23 protein-coding genes are annotated in these 25,590 nt (G+C 54.2%); 21 read left to right on the top strand and 2 right to left on the bottom strand.

Features of this window, described 5'->3' with window-relative positions:
- The first annotated feature begins 1 nt into the window (after position 1).
- The 11 genes from JMF85_RS19510 (at position 2) to JMF85_RS19460 (ending at position 11,453) form a co-directional block, all read left to right on the top strand.
- A complete protein-coding gene (locus tag JMF85_RS19510) occupies positions 2-421 on the top strand; it encodes a methylglyoxal synthase (protein WP_174817584.1) in 420 nt (139 codons plus the stop codon).
- On the top strand, positions 418-1,113 hold the full coding sequence (gene bshB1 / locus JMF85_RS19505; protein ID WP_054797748.1) for a bacillithiol biosynthesis deacetylase BshB1: 696 nt from the start codon (positions 418-420) through the stop codon (positions 1,111-1,113). Before JMF85_RS19510 ends, bshB1 begins: the two co-directional genes overlap by 4 nt.
- A gap of 48 nt (positions 1,114-1,161) precedes the next feature.
- Complete coding sequence (bshA, locus tag JMF85_RS19500) at positions 1,162-2,328, top strand: N-acetyl-alpha-D-glucosaminyl L-malate synthase BshA (RefSeq protein WP_141335493.1); 1,167 nt, start codon at positions 1,162-1,164, stop codon at positions 2,326-2,328.
- A 16-nt stretch (positions 2,329-2,344) separates the two neighbouring features.
- Positions 2,345-3,676 (top strand): CCA tRNA nucleotidyltransferase, encoded by a 1,332-nt coding sequence (locus JMF85_RS19495; protein WP_201318774.1) that lies wholly within the window; start codon positions 2,345-2,347, stop codon positions 3,674-3,676.
- Positions 3,673-4,644 carry a biotin--[acetyl-CoA-carboxylase] ligase gene (locus JMF85_RS19490; RefSeq protein WP_054800082.1) on the top strand — a complete coding sequence of 324 codons (972 nt, stop codon included), beginning with the start codon at positions 3,673-3,675 and terminating at the stop codon, positions 4,642-4,644. Before JMF85_RS19495 ends, JMF85_RS19490 begins: the two co-directional genes overlap by 4 nt.
- Positions 4,645-4,954: 310 nt before the next feature.
- Entirely contained in the window at positions 4,955-5,815 is an 861-nt protein-coding gene (gene panB, locus JMF85_RS19485) for a 3-methyl-2-oxobutanoate hydroxymethyltransferase (protein ID WP_127607983.1), read from the top strand.
- A 2-nt stretch (positions 5,816-5,817) separates the two neighbouring features.
- Complete coding sequence (gene panC / locus JMF85_RS19480; protein ID WP_054797746.1) at positions 5,818-6,684, top strand: pantoate--beta-alanine ligase; 867 nt, start codon at positions 5,818-5,820, stop codon at positions 6,682-6,684.
- A 66-nt stretch (positions 6,685-6,750) separates the two neighbouring features.
- Entirely contained in the window at positions 6,751-7,134 is a 384-nt protein-coding gene (panD, locus tag JMF85_RS19475; protein WP_054797745.1) for an aspartate 1-decarboxylase, read from the top strand.
- Positions 7,135-7,209: 75 nt separating this feature from the next.
- Positions 7,210-7,866, top strand: coding sequence for a tetratricopeptide repeat protein (locus tag JMF85_RS19470; protein ID WP_155614856.1), 657 nt, complete (start codon positions 7,210-7,212; stop codon positions 7,864-7,866).
- Between the two features lie 105 nt (positions 7,867-7,971).
- The gene (gene dinG, locus JMF85_RS19465) at positions 7,972-10,836 is read left to right on the top strand and encodes an ATP-dependent DNA helicase DinG (RefSeq protein WP_127608000.1); all 2,865 of its coding nucleotides are present in this window, start codon (positions 7,972-7,974) and stop codon (positions 10,834-10,836) included.
- Positions 10,833-11,453, top strand: a complete 621-nt coding sequence (locus JMF85_RS19460) for a redox-sensing transcriptional repressor Rex (RefSeq protein WP_054797744.1) — start codon at positions 10,833-10,835, stop codon at positions 11,451-11,453. Before dinG ends, JMF85_RS19460 begins: the two co-directional genes overlap by 4 nt.
- A 60-nt stretch (positions 11,454-11,513) precedes the next feature.
- On the opposite strand, the gene JMF85_RS19455 is transcribed toward JMF85_RS19460, so the two are convergent.
- Positions 11,514-12,512 carry an inorganic phosphate transporter gene (locus JMF85_RS19455; RefSeq protein WP_054797743.1) on the bottom strand — a complete coding sequence of 333 codons (999 nt, stop codon included), beginning with the start codon at positions 12,510-12,512 and terminating at the stop codon, positions 11,514-11,516.
- 59 nt (positions 12,513-12,571) lie between these two features.
- A complete protein-coding gene (locus JMF85_RS19450) occupies positions 12,572-13,192 on the bottom strand; it encodes a DUF47 domain-containing protein (RefSeq protein WP_127607985.1) in 621 nt (206 codons plus the stop codon).
- A gap of 272 nt (positions 13,193-13,464) precedes the next feature.
- On the opposite strand from JMF85_RS19450, the gene JMF85_RS19445 reads away from it, so the two are divergent.
- The 10 genes from JMF85_RS19445 to JMF85_RS19400 all read left to right on the top strand — a co-directional run.
- Positions 13,465-14,763: an amidohydrolase gene (locus tag JMF85_RS19445; RefSeq protein ID WP_127607986.1), complete on the top strand. Its 1,299-nt coding sequence runs from the start codon at positions 13,465-13,467 to the stop codon at positions 14,761-14,763.
- Between the two features lie 25 nt (positions 14,764-14,788).
- Complete coding sequence (locus tag JMF85_RS19440; RefSeq protein WP_054800084.1) at positions 14,789-15,286, top strand: cell wall elongation regulator TseB-like domain-containing protein; 498 nt, start codon at positions 14,789-14,791, stop codon at positions 15,284-15,286.
- Positions 15,287-15,475: 189 nt separating this feature from the next.
- Complete coding sequence (locus JMF85_RS19435; protein WP_127607988.1) at positions 15,476-16,012, top strand: hypothetical protein; 537 nt, start codon at positions 15,476-15,478, stop codon at positions 16,010-16,012.
- Positions 16,013-16,151: 139 nt separating this feature from the next.
- A complete protein-coding gene (locus JMF85_RS19430) occupies positions 16,152-17,507 on the top strand; it encodes an AAA family ATPase (protein WP_372814461.1) in 1,356 nt (451 codons plus the stop codon).
- A gap of 158 nt (positions 17,508-17,665) precedes the next feature.
- Complete coding sequence (locus JMF85_RS19425) at positions 17,666-19,243, top strand: N-acetylmuramoyl-L-alanine amidase family protein (RefSeq protein ID WP_054797739.1); 1,578 nt, start codon at positions 17,666-17,668, stop codon at positions 19,241-19,243.
- Positions 19,244-19,255: 12 nt separating this feature from the next.
- Positions 19,256-19,843 (top strand): GerMN domain-containing protein, encoded by a 588-nt coding sequence (locus JMF85_RS19420; RefSeq protein ID WP_141335495.1) that lies wholly within the window; start codon positions 19,256-19,258, stop codon positions 19,841-19,843.
- Between the two features lie 57 nt (positions 19,844-19,900).
- Positions 19,901-22,666: an S-layer homology domain-containing protein gene (locus JMF85_RS19415; RefSeq protein ID WP_155614859.1), complete on the top strand. Its 2,766-nt coding sequence runs from the start codon at positions 19,901-19,903 to the stop codon at positions 22,664-22,666.
- A 187-nt stretch (positions 22,667-22,853) separates the two neighbouring features.
- On the top strand, positions 22,854-23,585 hold the full coding sequence (gene nth, locus JMF85_RS19410; protein ID WP_373423893.1) for an endonuclease III: 732 nt from the start codon (positions 22,854-22,856) through the stop codon (positions 23,583-23,585).
- A 7-nt stretch (positions 23,586-23,592) separates the two neighbouring features.
- On the top strand, positions 23,593-23,865 hold the full coding sequence (locus JMF85_RS19405; RefSeq protein WP_054797738.1) for a hypothetical protein: 273 nt from the start codon (positions 23,593-23,595) through the stop codon (positions 23,863-23,865).
- Between the two features lie 96 nt (positions 23,866-23,961).
- Positions 23,962-25,590, top strand: a 1,629-nt coding sequence (locus JMF85_RS19400; RefSeq protein ID WP_201318773.1) for a dynamin family protein, incomplete at its 3' end; no start/stop codon positions are given.

Below are 25,590 nucleotides of genomic sequence, written 5' to 3'. Positions count from 1 at the left end.
AATGAATATCGCGCTTATTGCGCATGACCGCAAAAAAGACGAAATGGTCAATTTCGTGACCGCCTATGAACATGTATTTCAGCATCATAAGCTGTTTGCGACCGGCACGACCGGCACGCGCATTATGGAGAAGACGAAGCTGCAAATCAACCGTTTCATGTCCGGTCCGCTTGGGGGAGATCAGCAGATCGGCGCCATGGTTGCCACCAACGAAATGGACTTGATCATCTTTCTGCGAGATCCGTTAATGGCTCAGCCGCACGAGCCGGATATTATCGCGCTGCTCCGTTTGTGCGACGTGCAGGGCATTCCGTGCGCAACCAATATCGCCACGGGCGAAATATTGGTTAAAGCGCTTGACCGCGGCGATTTCGCCTGGCGTGAGCTCGTACATAAATATAAGCCGGGTATTGAAGAATGACGGATACGCTCGATTTCTTAATATTCGGGGCGCATCCCGACGATGCGGAAATCGGCATGGGCGGCACGATCGCCAAGCATGCGGCAGCCGGTTACCGGATCGGAATATGCGACTTGACGCTCGCCGAAATGTCGTCGAACGGCACAGTCGATACGCGGCAGGCCGAAGCCGAGGAGGCGTCGCGCATTATGGGTCTATCCGCCCGCAGCAATCTGAAGCTTCCGGATCGGGGTCTTACTTTAAGTTCGGACTTCATCGATCGGATCGTGGCCGAAATACGGCTGCGCAAGCCGCGCGTCGTATTTGCGCCTTACTGGGAGGACAGGCATCCGGATCATATCGCCTGTAGCAAGCTGGTGCAGGAGGCGGTATTCAATGCCAAGCTTCGCCGTTACATGCCGGAGCTCCCGGCGCATCAAGTTGCAGAGACTTATTTCTATTTCATTAACGATACGATCGATCCTGACGTAATGGTCGATGTAACCGCTTATTACGATACGAAACGATTGGCTTTACAAGCTTACCGCACGCAGTTCACGGCGGCGCCGGGCGGCGATTATGTAAGCACTCCGTTGAATCAAGGTTATATGGAACGCGTGGAAGCGCGCGATTTGCTGCTGGGACAGAAACGCTCGGTGTTGTATGCCGAAGGCTTTATGAGCAAACTGCCTTATATGACGGAGCTACTATAACCAACGACGTCAAGCGAATCGCAGCGTTAGCAGAAGGAGGCAGCGCCCATGGAGCGGTTGAAGATCGGGATTACCTGTTACCCTACGCTCGGAGGTTCCGGGGTGGTCGCGACAGAGCTCGGCAAGCTGCTTGCGGAAAAAGGGCATGAAGTGCACTTTATTACCCACAGCATGCCGTTTAGGCTTGGTAAATTCGATAAGAACATTTTTTATCATGAAGTCGAGGTTAATGATTACTACGTGTTTAAATACCCGCCTTACGACTTATCGCTCGCCAGTAAGCTGGCGCAAGTCGTGAAGCTGGAGGATTTGGACCTGCTGCATGTCCATTATGCGATTCCGCATGCGGTTTGCGCTTTATTGGCGAAGCAAATGGTAGGGCCGGAGCTGAAGGTCGTGACCACGCTCCACGGCACGGATATTACCGTGCTCGCCCAAGATGAATCGCTCAGCGACCTGATCCGGTATGCGATCAATGAAAGCGATGCGGTGACGGCCGTTTCCCAAGATTTGATTCAAGAGACGAGACAGCTGCTTGGGATCGAGAAGCCGATTGAGCTCGCTTACAACTTTGTCGACAAACGGGTGTATTATCCGCGCGAGGTGACGAGCTTACGCAAGGAGTTTGCGCATCCGGACGAAAAAATATTGATACATATTTCCAACTTCCGCCCGGTTAAACGGGTGACCGATGTGGTTGAAATTTTCGACCGGGTTCGCCAGGAAATGCCTGCGCGGCTGTTGTTCGTCGGAGAAGGTCCGGAGCTGTCCAAGGTGTTATGCAAAGTGAAGGAGCTCGGCTTGCTGGATCGCGTAACGTTTTGCGGCAAACAGGATGATGTCGCGCAGCTGCTGTCATTGGCCGATTTGATGCTTCTGCCTTCGGAGAAGGAGAGCTTCGGCCTGGTGGCGCTCGAAGCGATGGCGTGCGGCGTGCCGACGATTGCTTCCAATGCAGGCGGCATCCCAGAGCTTATTACGCATGGGGAAACGGGGTATCTCGCCGAAATCGGCGATGTAGAGCAGATGTCACAGCTTGCAATCAACCTGCTGAAGAATGAGTCGGCTTACCGTACGATGAGGGAGGCTTGCTTGCACCGGGCGCGTTATACGTTCTGTAATGATGTGATTTCGAGACAGTATGAAGCGCTGTATTACCGGGTTCTGGGCAAACCGGTACCGAGCGAGCTTCAGGAGAAGCCGCTACAATGCTAAGAGGGATGAGTGCGGCATGAAAGAGACGGAGGGGCAGGCGTTAAAACAACATGCGCTCGGAATCGTGGCCCGGCTGAATGAAGCCGGCTTCGAAGCTTACTTCGTCGGCGGCTGTGTGCGGGACGAGCTGCTCGGCCGACCGGTTAAAGATTACGACATCGCTACATCGGCGCGGCCGGAGCAGGTGGAGGCGCTTTTCCAGCGCACCGTGCCGACCGGACTTCAGCACGGAACGGTTACGGTTGTCGTCCATCGGCAGCCGTTCGAGGTCACGACGTTCCGTAAAGAAGGGGATTATTCCGATTATCGTCGCCCGCATTCGGTCGAATATATCGACAGCCTGCACGAAGATTTGCAGCGGCGCGATTTTACGATGAACGCCATGGCGATGGATTTGAACGGGCGTCTGATCGACCCGTTCGGCGGACAAGCGGATTTGGAGCGAGGCATCCTGCGCTGCGTCGGTTCGGCGCAAGAAAGGTTCTCCGAGGACGCGCTGCGGATGCTTCGCTGTATTCGGTTCGCCGCGGAGTTCGGCCTGAAGCCGGAGTCCGGCACCTGGTTGGCTTTGCTGGGGGCTGCGCCGCTGCTTAGGCATATCGCCATGGAACGCATTCGAGCCGAATTGGAACGGATGCTGACCGGAAGCGACCCGAGCGGAGCCATGCTCTTGCTGAAGGATTGCCGTTTGCTTGCGCATACCAAAGAAAAGCTTTGCTGGGCAAGACTGGATGAGATCGATAGCGTCGGAGAACTCGATCTGAGGAAGCTTACGCGGCTTGAGGATCGTCTGGCTTACCTGTACTTGAAACTGGGCGCCGGTCAAGGCGACTATGACACGGATATGCGGAAGCTGACGTTCGCCAAGAAACAAATCGAAGAGGTCGGCCGTATCGTGGAGGCGAATGCCTGGCTTATGCATGAACTGGCTGCATACACGGTGAGGGATGCTGGAGAACCGAGTCATGAGGCCAGAGAGCTATGGGTGGAAGCGGCGCTTCGATATGGGATCGACGGATTGCAAACGTTAAGAACTATTTATAAGTTGGACCGGAATATACGCCACGCTGCCGGTACGGATACGGTGACGCACCCCATATTCACGGAGTGGATTCGGCATGGCGAAGCGTGGCTTGCAGAAATGCCCGTTGCGCGGCTGCGGGATTTGGCGGTAACTGGGCAAGAGGTGCTGGAGGCGCTGCAGGGCAAAGCCGGTCCCTGGACGGGCAAGCTGCTGCAAGCGCTGCTCCGGCAGGCGGCTTTAGGCTCGCTGCCGAATCGGAAGGAAGCGTTAATCCAAGCGGCAAGGGAACTATACGGCGAAATGCAGGAGAAGGGAATACGATGACAGATCGGTTATTGGAGCTGTTCAAGCAGTCGGACCGCGATTATATCTCGGGCGAGGAGCTTAGCGGTAAGCTGAACATTAGCCGCACGGCCGTCTGGAAGCAGATTGAGCGGCTGAAGCAGCAGGGGTTTCAATTCGAAGCGATTCCGCGCAAAGGCTACAGGCTTCTGTCGGCGCCGGAGAAGTTTGATTTGCCTTCCTTGCTGGCCGGCCTGCGTACGGAGCGGTTCGGCAGGCAGCTTCATCTTCGCGATGAAGTCGACTCGACCCAAATCGTCGCCCAGCAGCTTACGGCAGCCGGAGCGCCGGAGGGAGCCGTCGTGCTTGCCGAATTGCAAACGGCCGGCCGCGGCCGCATGGGCAGACGCTGGCATTCTCCGAAAGGGAAGGGGCTGTGGTTCAGCCTTATTTTACGTCCGGACTGGTTGCCGCTTTCCCAAACGCCGCAGCTTACCCTGTTGACCGCCGTGTCGTTATGCCGTGCCGTCCGGCAGGTGACCGGACTCGATGCGGGGATTAAGTGGCCGAACGATTTGTTGATCGACGGCCGCAAGGTCGCAGGGATTTTGCTGGAAGCGAACGTGGAGAACGGCACCCTGCAGCACGTTGTCGCCGGCATCGGCATTAGCGTCAACTTGACGGAGGACGACTATCCTCCCGACATTCGTGCAATTGCCACATCGCTCGCGATCGCGGCCGGTCGTCGAATCGACCGTTCGCTGCTGTTCGTGGAGCTCCTGGCGGAATGGGAGCGCTTGTACGCGCTGTATCGTTCGGAAGGCTTCGCGCCCATTAAGCTGCTGTGGGAAGCGTTGACGGTTTCGCTCGGCCGGGAGATCGTGTGCCGAATGCCGCAGGAGACGGTTGAAGGGTTTGCCGAGGCGATCGACGAGCAAGGGGCGTTGCTCGTCCGGCTAAACGATGGCAGCGTGCGCAAAATGTTTTCGGGCGACGTTGAATTTAGATGACTTTTCATGTTAAGTTTGGTATAATGAGCAGTAACGAAGGCGGTATCCTCGCAGGAACTGCACTTTGTTCCGTGTTCACGGTATGATGGAATGATGTACCGAAAATTTCATACTTTTTTGCAATATGTCGGATTCTGCTCTGAGCCTATTGGACCGAGACAGAAGGATCATATGAAATTAGACATGTGAACCTTTGAGCTCCCGTTTCCCGGGCAAGCTGGAAGGTTTTTTTGTTCTTCCGCAACAATCCGGCAAAGAATCGCAATACTATGTTCATCGGACGAAAATCGGAAGAAAGCAGGTGCTGCCCATGGAAACGCGCAAACCGATTACTACCGCCAAGCTGCGGAAAATGAAACAAGAGAAAACGCCGATTAGTGTGATTACCGCGTATGATTACCCATCCGCGATGCTGGCCGACCAAGCCGGCGTCGATGTCATTCTGGTTGGCGATTCGCTCGGCAATGTTGTGCTCGGTTACGAATCGACCGTTCCGGTCACGCTGGATGACATGATTTATCATACGAAGGCCGTGACGAGAGCCGTTCAATCCAGTTTCGTCGTCACGGATATGCCGTTCATGACGTATCACGGCAGTATGGACCAGACGCTGCGCAACGCCGCCCGCATCATGCAGGAAGGGCTTGCGAAAGCCGTCAAGGTGGAGGGCGGGGCGGAAATTGCGCCTGTCGTGAAGGCGCTTGTGCAGGCGGGCATTCCGGTCATGGCACATGTCGGCTTAACGCCGCAATCGATTCATCAAATCGGCGGTTACAAGGTGCAGGGAAAGACGAGCGAGCAGGCTCAGAAGCTGCTGGAGGATGCCCGGGCACTGGAAGAAGCGGGCGCGTTCTCCATTGTGCTGGAGCTGGTGACCGACCAGTTGGCGGAGCAGCTCACCGAGCGGTTGACCATACCGACGATCGGGATCGGGGCGGGCGCGTCCTGTGACGGGCAAGTGCTGGTCTTTCACGATGTGCTCGGTTACGGAGCGGACGTTCAGCCGAAGCGGTTTGTCAAGGCTTACGCGAACGTCGGTGAGACAATACGAGGTGCGTTGCAGCAGTACGTGCATGAAGTGAAGGCCAGACAGTTTCCTGCTGAAGGACACTCGTTCCGCATGACGGAAGAGGAAGCGAGCCATCTGTACGGCGGAGGGAGAATCCGATAACGATGCAAGTCATCCAGCATATAACAGACTTACGGCAGAGCATCCGCTCGCGGAGAGCGGAGCAGCCGTCCCTTCGCGTCGGCTTCGTGCCGACGATGGGCTTTTTGCACGAAGGACATGCTTCGCTTCTCGAAGCGGCGCGGCGCTCCTGCGATATCGTGGTGCTGAGCATCTTCGTGAACCCGCTGCAGTTCGGTCCGAACGAAGATTTCGAACGTTATCCCCGCGACGAAGAGCGGGACTTGGCCGTTGCCGAGCAGGCTGGAACGGATATCGTTTTCCTGCCTCAAGTCGCCGAAATGTACCCGCAGCCGATCAAGACGATGGTGTCGGTGCGCGAGGTCACCACACGGCTTTGCGGAGCTTCGCGGCCGGGTCACTTTGACGGGGTGGCGACGGTTGTCGCCAAGCTCTTCCATATCGTACAGCCGGATGCCGCATTTTTCGGGATGAAGGATGCGCAGCAGGTCGCCGTCATCGAGCAAATGGTGCTCGACCTCAACCTGCCGGTGGAGATCGTCCCGTGTCCGACGATTCGCGAAGCGGACGGCTTGGCCAAGAGCTCGCGGAACGTTTACTTGAACGAAGAGGAGCGGAAGCAGGCGACCGTATTGTCGGCCGCGCTGCGCGAAGCGGAGACGGCGCTTGCCGAGAGCGGCGTCGGCTTAACGCCGCAGCAGCTTATCGAGAACGTGCGAACGCATATCCGCCGGTCACCGTTAGCCGAAATCGATTATGCCGAGGTTCTCGCGTTCCCTTCGCTTGAACCGCTCGAATCGTTCACACAAGGTGAACGCATCATTGTGGCGCTGGCGGTCAAATTCGGTAAGACACGTTTGATCGATAATTGTATCGTCCGAATTCCTTAACCTACACCTATCCCATGTCCCGGCCCGAGAGGCCGGCGGACACCCAACTATAAGGAGGCGAACGCCGTGTTTCGCACGATGCTCAAAGCGAAAATACACCGCGCTACCGTGACGGAAGCGAATCTGAACTATGTCGGGAGCATTACGATCGATCAAGACCTGCTGGATTTGCTCGATATGCTCCCGAACGAGAAAGTGCAAATCGTGAATAATAATAACGGCGCCCGGTTTGAAACGTACATTATTCCAGGCTCGAGAGGTTCGGGCGTTATTTGTCTGAACGGCGCCGCGGCTCGCTTGGTGCAGCCGGGGGATAAAGTCATTATTTTATCTTATGCCATGATGACGGACGAAGAAGCGCGCAAGCATACCCCGAGCATCGCCATTATGGGCGAAGGCAACGAGGTCGTCAGCGTATTGAAGGAAGAAATTCATTCCACCGTGCTCTAAGCCGAATGAAACGGGACGGGGAGACGCACAATGAAGATACCATGTTACCAAGCGGCGTAAAGGTGGGATGTGCGTATGTTCAAGCATCTGTTTGCATCGATGAATGAAATGCTGGATGAAGTGATGTCGGAATACCCGTCCTCAACCGCTGTGAAGCGGAAGCATTTGAAGGAAAAGCTGCGGGCTTTGAAGGCAATGAGTGACAGCTGTATTGAAGAATGGCTGTTGTTCGAAGAGAAGCTGGGTCAAATGATGCAGGCGACCGGCATGGTTTCCCTGCTGGACAGCGCCGATCCGCTCGATCCGGAATTTGCGGCGAAACGATCAGATCTATTCGTGCGCGGGCAAGGCTTTTACAAGCTGCACATGTATAGCGAAGCGATCGATCAGTTTGCCGAGCTGCTGCACAATCAGCCTGACTTCACGCTAGCCCGGATCTACCTCGCCATGTCGTATTTTCATCAAGGACATACGGAAGACAGCTATTCCCATTTCCAATTTTTGTCGCAGTTAACGGAAAACCTGAAGCTGAAAGCCATCTCGTTAAACGCGATGGGGTGTATTCAGGTGAAGCAGAACAATCTGGAAAAAGCTTGCGAGCTGTTCAATTTAGCTTACCGCACTGACCCTTCCAGTGTCGAGCCATTGATCGACCTGGGCGTGTGCCGGGAGAAACAGGGCGGGCTTCACTTCACGTTCTCGCAGTCCCGCAGGTCGGGCCAGCCGCTTTAGAACGCACATCCGATTGTGCTGCGGAAATAAGTTTGCTATTCCTTTTTCCACGTTGTGTGGTATGCTTATTGAGAACAGTGGAGGAAGGGATTGAGAAAGGCACCGATGAAATTTGCGGTTTTGGATTTTGAAACGACGGGGAGTCTGGCAACCGATCGGATTATCCAAGTCGGACTCATGATTATAGAGGATATGCAAATAACGGATAGGTATACTTCCCTCGTCAATCCGGGTATGAGTATACCTTCTTCTATTACAACGCTTACGGGCATTGATGACGCTATGGTGAAGGATGCGCCGTCAATCGACACGGTTATGGCCGAGATGGTGCCGCTGCTGCAAGATACGGCGCTTGTCGGCCATAATATCGGGTTTGATTTGGGGTTCTTGCAGAGGGCGCTCGATGAAACGGGTTATTTCTCGTTCGACGGACGCGTGCTCGACACGCTCGATGCGCTGCGCGTCCTGTACCCGGGGCTGTCGACCCTGCAGCTGTCGATGGTGGCTCACGCTTTCGGCATCGAACACGAGCGGCCGCATCAAGCGGACAGCGACGCCGAAGTAACGGCGCTTATCTGGATTCGCTGCATGGAGCGGCTGCAGGGGCTTCCTTTGTTGACGCTGCAACGGCTGGATATGATCTTTGCCGAATCCACCAACGACTTCGGCTGGATCGTGCATGAGATGCTGCAATACCGGGAGCTGCACCAGCCGCTCGATCCGGATGCGGACCGGTATTTCCGCCAATTCGCTTTGGGCGTCGGCGATTGGGGCGAAGAGGAATCGATTCGCGAAGAGGATGAGGCGAAGACGTTGAAGGAGCCTTTCTCCGCCTTTTACGAGCAGCTGAAGGATGTGCTTAAACGGCGGTTTGACGCTTATGAAGAGCGGGAAGCCCAGGTGACGATGCTCAGCGAGGTGGAGAGCGCTTTTGAAGCGGGACATCATCTGATGGTGGAGGCGGGCACGGGTACCGGCAAATCGCTGGCTTATTTGATTCCTTCGCTGTACTACGGACTCAAGCACGATAAGAAGGTGCTCGTCAGCACGCATACGATCAATTTGCAGGAGCAGCTGCGGGAACGCGACATTCCGCTGCTGCACGAGCTGTTCCCGATCGGGTTCCGGGCCGCGCTGTTGAAAGGGCGAAGCCACTATTTATGCCTGCGCAAGTTCGAGCACAAAATCAACACGCTCGATTTCGAGAACGGCAAGGAAGACCGGATTACCGCCGGGCAGATGCTCGTGTGGCTCGGGGAAACGAAACACGGCGACGACGAGGAGCTTTTCTTTGCCAACAAAGGAAAGCCGTTTTGGCATACGGTGGAAAGCGACACCGATTCTTGCCTGAATCGCGCCTGCCCCTGGTTTAAAAAATGCTTTTACCATCGAGCCCGCCACGAGGCGAACACGGCCGACGTCATCATCACGAATCATTCGCTCTTATTTACGGATATGAAAGCGGACAACCGCCTGCTGCCTGCTTATAAGCATCTTGTTATCGATGAGGCTCATCATTTTGAAGAAGTGGCGAGCAAGCATCTGGGGATCGAGCTTCACTATCACGGGTTAATGAACACGCTTCATTGGCTGTATAAGGACGGCCGTTCCGGGCAATTGTCAAGCCTCCGCTTCCGTTTGCAGAAGGCGGACGAAGATCCGCGCGTGGCTGGCTGGAGCGCTGAGATCGACCGCGCGGTCGAGAAAGTGATGGAGATGAAAGAAGAGTGGGAGCAGCTGACGGAACTGCTGTATCAGTTGCTGACATCGCGCAGCGGGGAGTCGGCGGCTCAGCAGGAAGGCGGCGGCCTCGTGCTTCGGGTGAGGAAGGACGCGCTGCCCCTCGGGTGGGATAAGCTCGCGGTGCTTGAAGAGAATTTTCAGCTGCACGCGCTTGAAGCGCTTAAGAAGCTGGATAAGGTCGTCAGCGAGCTGAAAGAGGTGCAGGACGAATTCGAAGTGCAGAGCGTCGTAACCGACTTAAGCGGCACCGTGAAAGAACTTCATCGTTATAAAGATGCGCTCCATTTCTTTATGACGATGCCGGACGACAACTATGTGTATTGGTTAGAGGGCGGGTTGTACAACAAAAATCGCTCGCTTCAGCTGCACTGCGTGCCGGTCGATGTCAGCTCGCTGCTGCAGCAGCATTTCTTCGAGCCGAAAGATAGCGTAATACTGACCTCGGCCACACTCTCGGTAGGCAAATCGTTCGCTTACACCTGCGAACAGCTGGGGCTGAACGAATCGCAGCCATCCGGACAATTGAGAACGGTGCAGCTTCCCTCGCCGTTCAATTACCGGGAGCAGGCGCTTGTCGCTATCCCCCGGGACTTTCCAGGGCTGCGCGGCGGAAGCGGGGGCGACAAAGAGTTTATCGACCGCCTGATTCCGTCGCTGGCCGAAGTCGCGCTGGAAACGAAAGGGCGCATGCTGGTTCTTTTCACTTCCAATCGCATGCTGAAGACGGTTCATGCCGGTTTGAAGGAAATGCTGGCGCCGTTCGGCGTGAACGTGCTCGGACAAGGCGTGGACAGCGGCAATCGAAGCAAGCTGACGCGCATGTTCCAGAGCAGTCCTGCTTGCGTGCTTCTGGGCACGAGCAGCTTCTGGGAAGGCGTCGACATTCCGGGCGACGCGCTCACCTGTCTGGCCATCGTCCGGCTGCCGTTCCAGCCGCCGACGCATCCGCTTGTGGAAGCGAAGACGGAAAAGCTTAAGGCCAAGAATATGAATCCGTTCATGAAGCTGTCGGTACCACAGGCGGTTATTCGCTTCAAGCAGGGATTCGGAAGATTGGTTCGTACCGCATCGGACAAAGGGATCGTCATTATTTACGATACCCGGGTCATCGATACGAACTATGGGAAATACTTCTTGTATTCGCTGCCGGGACCTAAGATCGAGCATATGACTGCGAATCAGTTGGTTCCACGTATTAAGCGGTGGATGGAGGAGAACGAAGCATGAAAACGATGAAAATTTCCGAGGCGGTCGTCCGACGGCTGCCGATTTACTTGCGATTCTTGAATGAGCTGAGCAAGAAAAATATTTCAACCGTATCTTCACAGGATCTTGGACAAAAACTTGATCTGAATCCGGCCCAAATCCGTAAAGATCTCGCTTATTTTGGTGAATTCGGCAAGAAGGGCATCGGGTATGATGTCGATTATTTAATCGAGAAAATCAGACAAATTTTGAAGCTTGATAAAGTGATTCCCGTCGCGCTGGTCGGAGCGGGCAATTTGGGCCGCGCGTTATGCAATTACAACGCTTATTTAAAAGACAACATGAAAATTGTCGCTGTCTTTGACGCGCAACCGAACAAAATCGGCGAATCGATCAATAACTTAAAAGTAAAGCCGATGGAAGAGCTCGGGACGACGATTCGCGAGCTGCAGATCAGGATCGGGATTATTACCGTTCCTGCGCCGGAAGCGCAGCAGGTCGCCAACCAGTTCACCGAAGCGGGCGTCGAAGCGATCTTGAACTTTGCGCCGCTCATTATTAAAGTACCGAGCGATGTACGGGTACACCATGCGGATTTCACGACGGACCTGCAAAGCCTCGCTTATTATTTGGATTAATTTATCCGATAAATGAATAACAACAAGCCCGTGCCGAACCGGCACGGGCTTGTCCTATTATTATACGAACGCGTAAATGATTTTGTAGATGAGGAACGCAATCACCATACTGATCGGAATTGTGATGATCCAGGTTAAGATCATTCGTGTTACCGTTGCCCATTTGACATCATGGAATCTCATCACGGAACCTGTTCCGATGATCGAGGAGGAAATGACGTGGGTTGTCGATAACGGCATCCCGAGATGGGTCGACGTTTGAATGACGATCGATGAGTTCAAGTCGGAAGCGAAGCCGTTGATCGGCTCGATCTTCAGCAGCTTACGGCTCATCGTCTTGATAATGCGCCATCCGCCGATTGAGGTTCCGAGGCCCATAGCGGTTGCAGCGGCTAATTTAACCCAGAGCGGAACGTCCAGCGTGTCTTGCTGGTTCATCGCAACCAAGGCGAATACGATGATCCCCATCGCTTTCTGAGCGTCGTTCCCGCCGTGGGAAAAGGAAAGCAGTCCGGCCGAGAAAATTTGGAAAATGCGGAACGTGCGATTGAGCTTGGAACGCGATTGGTTACCGGTCGACATAATAAAGAACCGGATAATCCACATAATCACGATACCGGTAGCGAACGCGACAATTGGCGATAAGACAAGAATCAGAATGATTTCACGAAACCCGGACCAGTTTAAAGCGTCCATCCCTGCGCCTGCAATGACCGCGCCGGCAAGCGAGCCGATAAGTGTGTGGGAAGAAGAGGACGGAATGCCGTAATACCAGGTGAGCAAGTTCCAAAGTATAGCCGTAATCAAGGCGGCGATGACGATATAAATACCGTTCTCAATGGTAGCCGGATTCGCGACTTTACCGCCCACCGTTTTAGCGACTTCTGACGAGTAGATTGCGCCGAGAAAGTTCAAAACGGCCGCGTAGATGATGGCGAATCTCGGTGACAGCGCTTTGGTTGAAATAGAAGTAGCGATAGCATTGGCCGTATCGTGAAATCCGTTGATAAAATCGAACAGAAGCGCCAAAGCAACGACTACAATCAATATGGTTAACATAATTTCCTCCTAAGTCATTGTGCATATTACCACTAACCGGTCCGGACTGGCCGGCAAGGTTAAGAGTATCTCAGCACAACGCTCTCCAAGATGTTGGCGACATCTTCACAGGCATCGGTCGTTTGCTCAAGGCGTTCGTACATTTCTTTCAATTTAAAATCGTGGTAAGGATCTTTCGGATTGGTGAAAATTTCACGGATGCCCTCGCGCATTAAACGGTCTCCTTCATTTTCCAAGCTGTTGATTTGCACGGTATGCTCCGTCAGCTGCATATACTTTTTCTTGGACAGCAGCTTGAAGGCATCGAGGATATGCTGACAGCTGGCTACGAGCACCGCAGAAAATTCCTTCATATATTTATCGGTAAACGTAATGTTCATATAGTCAAAACGTGCGATCGATGCTTCAATTCCGTCGAGCACGTCGTCGACCTTGGAAGCGAGCTCCATAATGTCTTCCCGGTCCAAAGGCGTAATGAACACTTTATTCAAGCCCTTGAAAATTTGATGCGTGATTTGATCTCCGGCATGCTCCAAATCCCGCAGCTGGGGGTAGAAGTTCGCCGGCGGCTCCGATCCCATCATGGCGGTTCGGAAAACTTGAGCGGCCTGCAGCGTGTTTTCAGAAGCCTTAATGAGCAGCAGTAAAAAATCGGTATCGTTCTTTTTTGTAAACAACATGGCTTTCGCCTCCTAAATTTATCGTAAATTTACAATATATAAATACTGTAACTACGGTTTATGTAGAAATAAGGGGTAAATTAACACAAAATTAAAAATAACACACTCGAATGTCGGAATGCAATCCTAGTTTCTCCAGAATCGTCTATGATGATGTGCATCCTTCCATGTGAAGGTGCGAAAGGCTCTCGCACCGCTTGCTGCTTGATTTTGCGTCGTTGAAATTGTACATTGGTAACGGGAATGTAGCGAAGAGGAAAGGAACGGAAACGATGAAGAGAACGGTAATTACGAACGGACTTTTTATTACAATGGATGAACGGCAGCCGCTCGTTCGCGGATTTATGATTGTAGAAGGAGAGCGAATTGTACATATTGGGGAAGGCACGCCGGATCCAAGCGATTCGTTCGACGAAACGGTCGACGGCAGCCGCAAGCTGTTTATGCCCGGATTCGTCAACACGCACGGTCATGCGGCGATGTCCCTGCTTCGCGGCTATGGTGACGATATGGCGCTGCAGGTATGGCTTCAGGAAAAAATGTGGCCGATGGAAGCCAGGTTCACTGCGGCGGACGTTCGCGCGGGGACGCTGCTTTCGATACTGGAGATGCTTAAAGGCGGGACGACGACCTTCGTCGACATGTACGATCATATGAACGAAGTGGCTCAGGCGTCCGCGGAAAGCGGAATTCGCGCTTGCCTGACGCGCGGGGTGATCGGTTTATGTCCGCGCGATGTGCAGGACGCTAAATTAGCTGAAGCCGTCCAATTCGCCAAAGATTGGCACGGACAAGCCGAAGGACGCATTACGGCGATGATGTCGCCTCACGGTCCGTATACATGCCCGCCCGACTATATTGAGCGAATTGTGCAGGCGGCGCACGATCTTGATTTGCCGATTCATACGCATATGTCCGAAACGGCCCGGGAAGTGCAGGACAATGTGGACCAGTACGGAGCTAGGCCGGTTGCTCACTTGGAGAAGCTTGGCGTGTTCTCGCGGCCGACGCTCGTTGCGCACGGCGTTCATTTGACCGATGAGGAGATCGCCGTTCTGAAGCGATACGACGTCCGGGTCTCTCACAACCCCGGCAGCAATCTTAAGCTGGCGAGCGGGGTAGCGCGTGTGCCGGATTTAATGAAAGCGGGCGTACTGGTATCGCTCGGAACGGACGGCGCGGCGAGCAACAACAATCTGGACATGCTCGAAGAAGTGCGTCTTGCAGCGTTAATTCATAAAGGGGTATCCGGTGATCCGGTTGCGGTTTCCGCTGCGGAAGCGTTAAGAATGGGGACGCTGGACGGGGCGAGATCGATTTGGCTGAACGACGTGGGCGCGTTAAGCGCGGGGATGAAGGCTGACTTTATCGCGCTGGATCTGGACCAAGCGCACTATTATCCGCGCACGAACGTCATCTCTCATGTGGTGTACGCTGCAAGCTCGCGCGATGTGACCGATGTTTGCATTAACGGTCGCTGGGTCGTGCGCAAGGGGGAATGTCTTACGTTGGACGAAGAGAAAATCAAAGCTGAGGCGCAGCGCAGTTTCGAACGTTTGACGAGCGTGTAACGAACGCCAGAAAGGAGCGCCGTCCGTGCGTAAACGATGGAAATGGTCGCTATCCGCGGCCGCTATATTGATTGTCGCCGCGGTCGGTTTCAATTGGCTGTACCGCGCGGTGTCGGCCGATGAGTGGACCGTACAGCGCGCAGCTGTAATCAGCGCTTATGAGAAGACCGTACTGACGAAAGCAGTTAAGGTCGAGAGGTTTATAAGCGATAAGTCGTATACGGTCATTACAGGGGAAAATAAGCTCGGTCAGCCGGTATACGTATGGGTGGGCGAGAACGAGATACGTACGGAGATGGCTGCCAGCGGCATCCCGATGTCCGAGGCTGCGGCTAAAGTAACGGCCAAGCACCCTTCGGCGACTATTCTCAGGGCGACACCCGGCATCATGAACGACAAGCCGGTATGGGAAGTGTTCTACAAGCTGACACCGGAAGGGCAAGATCGCGAACAGCATTTTTACGATTATTATCAGTTTCAGGATGGCGCCTGGATCGATACATGGCGTTTGTCCATCCAATAAAGTCCGGTCTCAGCCGCCTCGGTTCGTGCATATGCACGAGCCGAGGCGGTTTTGCGTTGCTTTGGAATTGCCACACTTTGTATACACAACTCGTATATATTATATGATATACTTTCAATACAGAAATGTTGATATACGAATTGTGCGGCACCCAATTAAATATATTCAAAGAAAGGGGGACGTCAGCTTATGAAGTTACGTCTCTTACCTGTCATATTGAGCGTTGTAATCTCCTCTACGTTATTGTTTGGAGGGTATTTCGCCTATCAAAGCTATGCGATGGAAAATCCGCTGCAGAAGATCGTCAACGGGATTGAGGGCGTTGAGCTCGTATCTACACATTTGACTGCGGACAAGGCTGCCATTGACGTGAAACTGGCCGCGGGCAAGAGCTTGCGGGAAGTGTACAGCACCATTCAAACGGAAGGAAAGCCGGTCATCGGCGACCGCGAGCTTCAGATCAAGGTGCAAAACGGTTCTTCGCCGCGGCTTGATGCCTGGTGGTCTTCGGTGTTGTTCGAGGTCGCGCAAGCGATGGAAACGAAGCAATACGCGCAAATTCCGAAGACGCTGCAGGCGCATACGGAAGCTGACCCGAACGGGATCCGCGCGACGACTGAAATGGACGATCGGTATGTTTATATTACGTTAACGGACGGTGAATCGAGCAAATATATCATGCTGCCTAGAACGCCTGCGAAAATGGGGGTGTGGCCAAGTGAGTAAGTACGGTAAAGAAATTTTGATCGGCGCCGTGCCGGTCGTGATCTTTTTCTTATATTTCCTGGGTGTGAACATCATCCCGATTGTATTTATGTCTGTCATTTTGGGTACCTTCCTGTATATGAGCCGTGCCCGCAGCGGCATGGGGCTCAGCTCGGACCGGAAGGCAAGAGCGAAATCTCCGGTATTTATGACGTTCGACGACATTGGCGGACAAGAGCGGGCGAAGCGGGAACTGAAAGAAGCGCTTGATTTTATTATTCGGCATGAAGATATTAAGAAGCTCGGCATACGGCCGTTGAAGGGCATATTACTGACAGGACCTCCGGGAACGGGGAAGACGTTGATGGCGAAAGCGGCCGCGCACTATACGAATTCTGTGTTTATGGCGGCTTCCGGCAGTGAGTTTGTTGAAATGTATGTCGGTGTCGGGGCAAGCCGAATTCGCGATTTATTTAAAGAAGCCCGCGCTCGCGCCGTAAAGGAAAATAAAGAAAGCGCGATTGTCTTTATCGATGAGATTGACGTCATCGGGGGGAAGCGGGAAGGCGGTCAACAACGCGAATATGACCAGACCTTGAACCAGCTTCTTACCGAAATGGACGGTATTCATACGACTGAAAGTCCGCGCGTGCTGATTATGGCCGCGACGAACCGCAAGGAAATGCTCGACAGCGCTTTGCTGCGTCCCGGCCGATTTGACCGGCATATTGAGGTCGATTTGCCCGATAAGAAGGGGCGTCTGCATATACTGAAGATTCACGCGAAAAATAAACCGATCGCCGAGGATGTCGATTTGGAGGCGGTCGCGAAAGAGACGTTCCAGTTCTCCGGCGCGCAGCTTGAGAGTGTCATGAACGAAGCCGCGATTTATGCGATGCGCGAACAATCCGAGACGATCAAAGCCCGGCATTTGTCGCTCGCCGTCGATAAAGTCATGCTGGGCGAGAAGACGGACCGCGAATCGACGAAGGAGGAACGGGACCGGGTCGCGCTGCACGAGCTTGGACACGCCATCGTGGCCGAATGCGTTCGCCCGGGATCGGTATCTCAAGTGTCTCTTAGTCCGCGCGGCAAGGCGCTCGGATTCGTACGGCACAATCCGCAGGCCGACCAGTATTTGTACACGAAACAGCAAATTGAAGAGCAGATCATGATCGCGCTTGGCGGTTCCGTGGCCGAAGAGATGTTCTACGGTAGCCGCAGCACCGGCTCGCGCAACGATTTCGAGCAGGCGCTGCAGATGGTTCGCACGATGATGGATTCCGGTTTGACGAAGCTCGGGATCATCGACCGCAATATGGTGACGAAGCAGGAGCTGATGAGGGAGAATGCGGCGATTTTGGACGAGCTGACGCAGTCGACGCGCGAATTGCTGGAGCGTCATCGCCAGGTGTTCATGGAATCGCTGGACATTTTGACCGCTGAGGAAGTGTTGTCCGGGGATCAGTTCCGCGAACTGCTCAAGAAGATTGAAGCTGCACAGCAAACCGCATAGATTTTAGACAATAACAAGGGGCAATCCGATGAGATTGCCCCTTTTTCGCATGATTTCCGGCGAAATCAAAAAAAATGACCGAACCTGCAACTTTTTTGGCGAATCATAGTCTAATAGAGTAATAGAAATTGTCAAATTTTTGAGGTTCGAGGTGTACGATGAAGTTTCTAACGTCTTGGTTTACGCTGCTGCTGCTGTCGTTATTGCTGATTCCGGCCGTTTTTGCCGAATCGCCGTCGATTCAATTGTTTATGAACGGAAAGCAGTTGGTCCCCGAAGTATCCCCCCGCATCGTCAACGGCAATACGATCGTGCCGGTCCGGATTATCGCAGAATCTCTAGGTTCCAAGGTGTCTTGGGATGCCAAGCAGCGGAAGGTCAGCGTCGATCAAGGACAAACGAGTATCCAGCTGTTTATCGACAAAACATCCGCCGTGGTGAACGGAAAAACGCATCAGTTGGAAGCGCCGCCGGTCATTATTGGCGGGAATACGATGCTGCCGCTTCGTTTTGTGGTCGAACAATTGAATACGAAAGTGACGTGGGACGAGCTGACGCGCTCGGTCTTTATGTACAAGCAAGAAGACAGCGGCGCCAAGCCTGTTGAAGCCGGTCAACCGGACGTTAACGCCGGAGGCGTTGCCTCAAAGCCGGGCAGCCCGAATTCGGGACAGCCGCCAGCGGCGAAAGACGACCCGAAACCGAACGGCGGGGGAAGCGGATCGCAGCAAGAGCTCCCGGCGAGCGGCGGAGCAGGCAAAGATCAAACGGCGGTGCTGCCCGTACCGGACGGACAGCCGGTGAAGGCAGGCGAGCTGCCGGTCGGGGCGGGTAACGCCGCGACTTTGCCGAATGCGGTTTATGCGATTGCCCTGAACAACGACGAGCTTGTCGTACACACGTCAAGCGAGAGCGTGTTAAACCCGAAAATTTTCCGTTTATCAAATCCGGACCGTCTTGTGATCGACGTGCCCGGCGTAGAGCTCGATACCGCATTAACGGCTGTAATGAACGGCCAATCCGAAGGAATCTTGGCGCTTGCGAACGATAAGGTATCAAAAATTCGTTACTCTCTATTTTCAAAAGAAGATTCTATCGTTAGAATAGTAGTAGATTTGGCTAAGAAGGTTCCATTCAGCTATACGCCTTCCGATAAGCCGGGTCAGTTCTCAATTCAATTCCCGGAGCGGCGTTCGAAGTTTCTCGTCTATGTAGATCCGGGTCATGGAGACGGAGATCCGGGCACGAGCTCTAAAGCGACGGGACGTCAAGAGAAGACGTTCGTCCTTGCGGTCGGCAAGAAGGTGGCCGCGCTGCTCGAGAAGGAGCCGAACATTCAGGTCGCCATGACGCGCTCGGACGATACGTTCGTGAAATTGCAGGACCGTGTCGCGATGGCGAACAATGCGGACGCCGACCTGTTCGTATCGATCCATGCCAACTCCGGCAGCAAAGAATCAATCGGCGGAACGGAAACGTTCTATAACACGGAGCAAAGCCTGCCTTTTGCAAAGATTATGCATCAGGAACTGCTGAACGCCACAGGCTTCCCGGACCGCAAGGTGAAGTTCGGGGATTTGCACGTCGTCCGCGAAACGACCATGCCGTCGGTGCTGCTGGAAATCGGATTTATGAGCAACAAGACCGAAGAAGAACTGATGTTTCAAGATGCTTTTCAAAACCAGGTAGCTGCAGCCATCGTACGAGGCATCAAGAAGCAGCTTCACCTGGAATAAGGAGTGTTTTCCATGCAAAACCATTGGCGTCATACCTTAGCTGCCGCAGCCATTCTCGCGGTCGTGCTGTCGGGGTGCGGACAAGCCAAACCGTTAAACGGAACACAATCGAACCAAACGGCTAAGCAGCCCGCCCACCAAACGGAACAAGGCCAAACGTCCGGCGGCGGTTCGAACTCACAAGCGCCTGCCGCAGCGTCCGAGCAGTCCAAGATATCGAAGGTCATTAAAACGTATTACAGCGACGCCGAGTTCACGAAGCTCGTAGAGCAGCAAGCCAAGATCGAGTTCAAGAACGAGGCCGATCAATATTTGGCCGCGTTGAATCAGTTGAAAAAAACGCCGGACGATACAACGATCTCCTTGTGCAAAGAGATCTCGTTCAAGTCGGCCGTGCTGAAAGACGGTCAAGTCACCGTCGACCTCTCCCTGCCGGACGCGGCGCGTCTTGGCTCGCCGGGCGAAGAAATGCTGCTGGACGCTTTGAAGAAAACGTTATTTCAATTCAGCGAAGTGAAGACGATTGAAATTTTGCTCGACGGCAAACAAGTCGAAAGCTTGATGGGGCATATGGAGCTTCCGCATCCTATCAAACGATAGCCGTAAGAGTCATCCGATAACTGACATCCGAAGAGACCGAGAGGAGTTCGCCCTTACATGAACAGAAAGAAAAAGAAACAAACCCGCAAGCTGACGGCTGCCGTACTGGCGCTGACGCTGGCTTTCAGCGGATCCGCTTTCGCGGCGGATCCGGTTCCGACAACGACGTCGAGCAGCAGCGGCCTCGTGCTGCGCTTCTCCGACGTCGAAGCCAGTCACTGGGCGATCAAACACGTGACCAAGCTGGCGTCGCTCGGTATCATACAAGGGTACGAGAAAGCGGAATACCGGCCTGAGAATACGGTTTCCCAGCAGGACGTCATCATCATGGCCATCCGCATGATGGGGCTTGAGGACGAAGCGCTGGCGAACAAAGCGGAAACCGTGCTTCCGGTGCTCGTCAGCGACTACGCCAAACCTTACGTCGCGTACGCTTTCGATAAAGGCTTGATTTTGCCGGCGGAAGAACTTGAGAGCACGCCTGCCAAGTCGGTCTGGGGTTCCCGCGATGCGTCCCGCGAATGGGTGGCCAAGCTGGTTATCCGCGCAATCGGCAAAACGGATTTGGCGAAGCAGCACGCGAGTTCGACCGTGCCGTTCACGGACGCAGCCGATTTCTCGGCATGGGCTAAAGGTTACGTGAATGCGGCTGTGCTGCTCGGCATCGTGCAAGGCTTCGAGGACGGGGGCTTTAAACCGGGCGGGAAAGTAACGCGGGCGCAGATGGCCACGTTCTTGAGCCGGGCGGACAAAGAGCTGACGACGCGTTCCGAGCGTGTTACGATCGGATACGTGATGGAGCTGACGGATAAGAAAATCAGTGTCCTGAACGATAAAAACGAAACGATTACATACAACCTTTCGGCCGATACGGTGATTTACAATGCGAAAGACGACAGCCGCATACCGCTTTCGCAAATCAAGCTGACGAATCAAGTGTATCTGGTGCAAAACTTGAATAACGCCTTGTATGTGGAACTGACGGACGAATCGGAAAAAATGGAAATCGTCGAAGCGACCCTGAACGACGTATTCCTGGATCAGATGATCGTATCGGTTCAGCAGGGCAATCAGAAGAAGCTGTTCGAGCTTTCGTCCAATGTATCCGTTACGGATAAGGACGGTCGCGGCCAAAGCATTGGCTCCATTCCGTTCGGCAGTGTCATCGAGTTGAAGCGCAATACGCTGCTGAAGGAAACGAAAATTACGCATATTGTCGTGAAGCAGGTGCCGCTGAGCAAGACGGCGGAAGGCACGGTGCTCAGCGTCGACAAGACGCAGAACGTGATCAGTCTGCTGGAGAAAACGAGCGGCCAAAGCGAAACGTATTCCCTGGTCGATCCCGTTCTCGTGACGCTGCAGGACGGAACGCCGGCCGACTTATCGAGGCTTCATGTGGGCGATTCGGTCGGGTATGAGGTGAAAGCGAATAAGCTTGTGTCCGTTTCCGTGAAGAAACAGGCGGACGTGGTGACGACGGTACAAGGGACGCTCACGGCCGATGTCAGCAAAGATTCGCGAATCATTACGATCACGAAATCGGGAGGAAGCTCGCTCGCTTCTTATTTCGTCAACGACAACGCGATCGTGTCCATCAACGGGTTATCGGCCGCAAGCTTGTTCGATTTGGAGAAAGGCGACGAGCTTACGCTTGATTTGCTGAACGACAAGGTCGTGAAGGTGTCGGTGACAAGCCGCGAAGTTGAAACGATTGAGTTCGCCGGCATTATCAATTACGAACCGACGTCTAAAGTGCTGACGGTGACCAAAGGCAACGATGAGGTCGATGCATTCCAGATCACCGATGAAACGACGATCAAGTATGCCGGTTCGACGCTGCCGGTCTCGCAGTTCCAAACGACGTTTATTGGAACCCAGTCGGGCGCAACGAACACGGACCGTAACAAGAAAGTCAACTTGAAGGTATCGAAAAAACGTATCGTAGCCCTCGAAATGACTCAAACGCTGGATGCGACGGTCACGCAAGTGAATACGGCGACCTTCGAAGTGACGATCCGTACGGCGGGCGGCAAGAGTCTGGTCTTTAAAGCGCCGGGGGCTACCGTCGAAATGCAGGATAAAGCAAACGGCACGCTGGCCGATCTGAAGGTAGGCGATCCCGTACGCGCAACGCTTCTGTTCACGCAGGATATGATCGGTTCATTCGCCGTGAAGAAATCGAGTCTGTACAAAACGCAAGTGACGAATGCGAACACGAAACAGGTTAGCGTAAAAGATGAGAACGGCGGCGGTCTGGTGACGTTCACGGTGGACAGTCTCGATAAAATCGTCAACCCGTATAAACCTGCGGCCGCGTTCGAAGATATTCTGACCGATGAGTATGTGAAGGTGAGCTTCACCGGCGCCAAGCTGGATCAGCTTACGATATTGAATACGATTCGCGGGAAAGTGAACGCGGTTGATGCGTCCATCGGCACGGTAACGGTTCAAGACTTCCAGGGCGGCGTACACGTGCTGCCGCTCGGACAAAACTTTACGGTCAAACAAGCGGACGGCACCGTCACGGCGACCTTGACCTCGTTGAAAGCAAACGATCGTGTCGAGATCGTGAAAGATGCAAGCGAGAAGACGATCCTGCGCGTTGCAGCCGCAGCGAAACGAACCTTCGCCTCCTTCGACAGCGTCTTGAATCAGGTCGTATTCAAACCGATCGGAAACGGCAGCAAAGATCGTTATAACTTGTTTGCCCGCGCTTATCTGCATAAAGGCGCCCAAACCGTAACGCCAGGCGCATTCGCCGACAGCGAAGAAGTGAACGTATTCGTGATCGACGATAAAATTGTTGAAATTGAGAAGCCTTAACCGCACTTTATTGAAACTTTTTACGCATTGGAACCGTCTAGCTAGTAGGATTTCCTGCTGGTTAGGCGGTTTTTCGCTGATTAACACGAATTTCGTAAAAAATTCTTATTTTCTTATCAGATTTCATTGATTCGGGTTCCATGATTCGGTAAACTAAATAGACAGCAGCTTCGAAGGAGGGGGCGGGATGCCATTGAATCGAACACAAGTGCGAGCGATCCTGGACACGATGGCAGAAATGTTTCCCGACGCCCACTGCGAGCTTACTCATTCCAATCCGTTCGAGTTGACGATTGCCGTCCTGCTTTCAGCGCAGTGCACCGACGAGACGGTTAACAAAGTGACCGCGACGTTATTTCAGAAGTATAAGAAACCGGAAGATTATTTGGCCGTGCCGCTGGAGGAATTGGAACAGGACATTCGCCGGATCGGGTTGTTCCGCAACAAAGCGAAGAACATTCAAGCGTTGTGCGCCATATTGTTGGACAAGCACGGCGGGGAAGTGCCGCATGAGCACGAGCAGCTGGTGGAGCTGCCCGGGGTTGGACGCAAGACGGCTAACGTCGTCGTTTCGAACGCTTTCGGCGTTCCCGCCATCGCGGTGGACACGCATGTCGAACGAGTCTCGAAGCGGCTTGGACTGGCGGGCGCGAACGACTCAGTGCTAGAAGTCGAGAAGAAGCTGATGAAGATCGTTCCGCGCGAGGAATGGACGCAGACGCACCACCGGCTCATTTTTTTCGGTCGTTACCACTGTAAGGCTCAGACGCCGAAATGCGAGATTTGTCCGCTCGTCGAAGTATGCCGTGAAGGAAAGAAACGTATGAAAACGGGCACAAACAGGAAACCTATACCAAAGGGACCCAAACGAGAAACTAAACGAGAAACCAAACGCGAGATTCAAGCGAAGAAAGGATAGGATTACAATGAAATGCATTTCGGTGTATACGAACGACTTTGAGGTATTTTCAGATATTTACGAAAAGGTGCTCCAGACACCGCTTCAAGAAAATGAAGAGCTGCAGGTAGACGGCATTATCGTGTCCGAATCCGGCAGCGTGCCGGAAAACTACTTGACCCGTATGAAACAGCGCCCGGAAGTCGTAGTGATGAAAGTGAAGGATAAGGACATCACGATTTTACAACACCGCGACGTGTTCGAAATATTTATTCCCGAGACGGAAAATGTGATACACTAAAACCGAAGCGATTCGGTTTTTTCTTTTCGTTTTTTCTTTTCGTTTTTTCTTCGTACGGATCGTTTCGATCAGAGAGAGGGCAGGGTAGACAATCGGATGAAAAGCGTACTGACAACATCATCGGACCTGGCCGCGATTCAGGGAGGCGATAAGCCGGCAGTCATGGCTTCGCCCGTTGAAGCGGTTAACGCGTTACAGGCTATTATGGAACAAGCGGGCGACTACGAGCACGCGAACAAGCTGAAGCAGCTGCTGGCGAAAGCCGAGAGCGGACGGCTGAATTTGGCGTTCTGCGGGCATTTTTCCGCAGGAAAATCAAGTTTGATCAACAGGCTGTGCGGGCATCCGCTGCTGCCTTCAAGTCCCATCCCGACGAGCGCAAACATCGTCAGCATCGCAAGCGGGGAGGCGGGAGCGCGAGTCGTGTACCGGGGGGGAACGGATTCGGAGCCTGGAGCTGCCGATGCGTCCCGGTCCGAGCGGGTGCCGCTGGAAGATCTGGCTGCTCATTGCCGCAACGGGGAACAGATTGAAACGGTAGAAATCACGTACCCGATCCCGTTCCTGAAGGATCATGCCGCGCTGCTCGACACGCCGGGGATCGACTCGACGGATGACGCGCATCAAATGTCGACGGAATCGGCGCTTCATCTGGCCGACGTCGTCTTCTATGTGATGGACTACAATCATGTGCAATCGGAAGTCAATTTGGCTTTTACGAAAAAAATGACCGAATGGGGCAAGCCGCTCTATTTGATCGTGAATATGATCGATAAACATCGCGAGCACGAAGTGAAGCTTGAGACCTATAAAGCCGGCGTACAGGAAGCGTTCGCGAGCTGGGGCGTACGGCCGGACGGGATCGTTTACACGTCCGTCAAGGTCCCCGATCATCCGGCCAGCGAATGGAGCAAGCTTGACTGGCTTATCGGCGAATTGATCGGCCGGCGTGAGGGACTCGTGGCGCAAAGCTTGGAGAAGTCCGCCCGCGCGCTTGCGCTCGCTCATGCGGCCAAGCAGGCCGAGGCGAACGAGCCGGTCAAGGAAGCGCTGCATGCGCGTTTGGCTGAAGACGAAGAAGCGGAATCGGCGCAGCGTGAATACGGTGAGGCCACCGCCGAGCTGCAGCGGTTGGAAGGGCTGCCCCATGCGCTGCTCACTCTACTCCGCAAGGATGTGACGGCGCTGCTTGACAACGCCAACGTCATCCCGGCGGCGACGCGCGACCTCGCTCACGCGTATTTGGAGAGCCGCCGGCCCGGCTTCAAGGTCGGCTGGCTCGGTTCGGCGGCGAAGACGGCTGCCGAACGGGAGCAACGGCTGGCCGCCTTGCATCAGGACTTCGTCTCGCAGGTGCAGACGCAGATCGAACGCCATGTGCAGCTGACGTTGAAGCGGCACCTGGACGGGCAAGGGCTGCCGAAGGAGCGCGTCCAGCTTGTCGCGGACGAGGTGACGTTCGACCTGACGCCGGATTGGCTGGCCGCACAGGTGAACGAAGCGGCGGTGTTCGGGGGCGAATACACGCTGACGTATTCGAAGCAGATTGCCGCTGAAGCAAAGGCGGCCTACCGCAAGCTGGCGCTGGCCGCGGCCGAGCGGCTGACGGCCGAGCTCGCGGCGGCGCTCGCTCCGCAGCGCGAGGCGCTGCAGGCGCGGATGCGCGAGCTTGACACGCGGCTGGCGGCCGTGCGCGAGCTGGAGCAGCTCGCGCAGGCCGAGGCC

This window comes from Paenibacillus sp. EPM92 (assembly GCF_016586185.1).
Classification (GTDB): domain Bacteria; phylum Bacillota; class Bacilli; order Paenibacillales; family NBRC-103111; genus Paenibacillus_G; species Paenibacillus_G validus.
Note: the sequence above shows the minus strand (reverse complement) of the source record. Positions and strands in the feature narration are given on the sequence as shown.

Excerpts from the sequence above, each read along its gene's own strand:
- JMF85_RS19510 (WP_174817584.1), top strand. The coding sequence starts at position 2 with ATGAATATCGCGCTTATTGCGCATGACCGCAAAAAAGACGAAATGGTC.
- bshB1 (WP_054797748.1), top strand. The coding sequence starts at position 418 with ATGACGGATACGCTCGATTTCTTAATATTCGGGGCGCATCCCGACGAT.
- bshA (WP_141335493.1), top strand. The coding sequence starts at position 1,162 with ATGGAGCGGTTGAAGATCGGGATTACCTGTTACCCTACGCTCGGAGGT.
- JMF85_RS19495 (WP_201318774.1), top strand. The coding sequence starts at position 2,345 with ATGAAAGAGACGGAGGGGCAGGCGTTAAAACAACATGCGCTCGGAATC.
- JMF85_RS19490 (WP_054800082.1), top strand. The coding sequence starts at position 3,673 with ATGACAGATCGGTTATTGGAGCTGTTCAAGCAGTCGGACCGCGATTAT.
- panB (WP_127607983.1), top strand. The coding sequence starts at position 4,955 with ATGGAAACGCGCAAACCGATTACTACCGCCAAGCTGCGGAAAATGAAA.
- panC (WP_054797746.1), top strand. The coding sequence starts at position 5,818 with ATGCAAGTCATCCAGCATATAACAGACTTACGGCAGAGCATCCGCTCG.
- JMF85_RS19470 (WP_155614856.1), top strand. The coding sequence starts at position 7,210 with ATGTTCAAGCATCTGTTTGCATCGATGAATGAAATGCTGGATGAAGTG.
- dinG (WP_127608000.1), top strand. The coding sequence starts at position 7,972 with ATGAAATTTGCGGTTTTGGATTTTGAAACGACGGGGAGTCTGGCAACC.
- JMF85_RS19460 (WP_054797744.1), top strand. The coding sequence starts at position 10,833 with ATGAAAACGATGAAAATTTCCGAGGCGGTCGTCCGACGGCTGCCGATT.
- JMF85_RS19455 (WP_054797743.1), bottom strand. The coding sequence starts at position 12,512 with ATGTTAACCATATTGATTGTAGTCGTTGCTTTGGCGCTTCTGTTCGAT.
- JMF85_RS19450 (WP_127607985.1), bottom strand. The coding sequence starts at position 13,192 with ATGTTGTTTACAAAAAAGAACGATACCGATTTTTTACTGCTGCTCATT.
- JMF85_RS19445 (WP_127607986.1), top strand. The coding sequence starts at position 13,465 with ATGAAGAGAACGGTAATTACGAACGGACTTTTTATTACAATGGATGAA.
- JMF85_RS19435 (WP_127607988.1), top strand. The coding sequence starts at position 15,476 with ATGAAGTTACGTCTCTTACCTGTCATATTGAGCGTTGTAATCTCCTCT.
- JMF85_RS19430 (WP_372814461.1), top strand. The coding sequence starts at position 16,152 with ATGGGGCTCAGCTCGGACCGGAAGGCAAGAGCGAAATCTCCGGTATTT.
- JMF85_RS19425 (WP_054797739.1), top strand. The coding sequence starts at position 17,666 with ATGAAGTTTCTAACGTCTTGGTTTACGCTGCTGCTGCTGTCGTTATTG.
- JMF85_RS19420 (WP_141335495.1), top strand. The coding sequence starts at position 19,256 with ATGCAAAACCATTGGCGTCATACCTTAGCTGCCGCAGCCATTCTCGCG.
- JMF85_RS19415 (WP_155614859.1), top strand. The coding sequence starts at position 19,901 with ATGAACAGAAAGAAAAAGAAACAAACCCGCAAGCTGACGGCTGCCGTA.
- nth (WP_373423893.1), top strand. The coding sequence starts at position 22,854 with ATGCCATTGAATCGAACACAAGTGCGAGCGATCCTGGACACGATGGCA.
- JMF85_RS19405 (WP_054797738.1), top strand. The coding sequence starts at position 23,593 with ATGAAATGCATTTCGGTGTATACGAACGACTTTGAGGTATTTTCAGAT.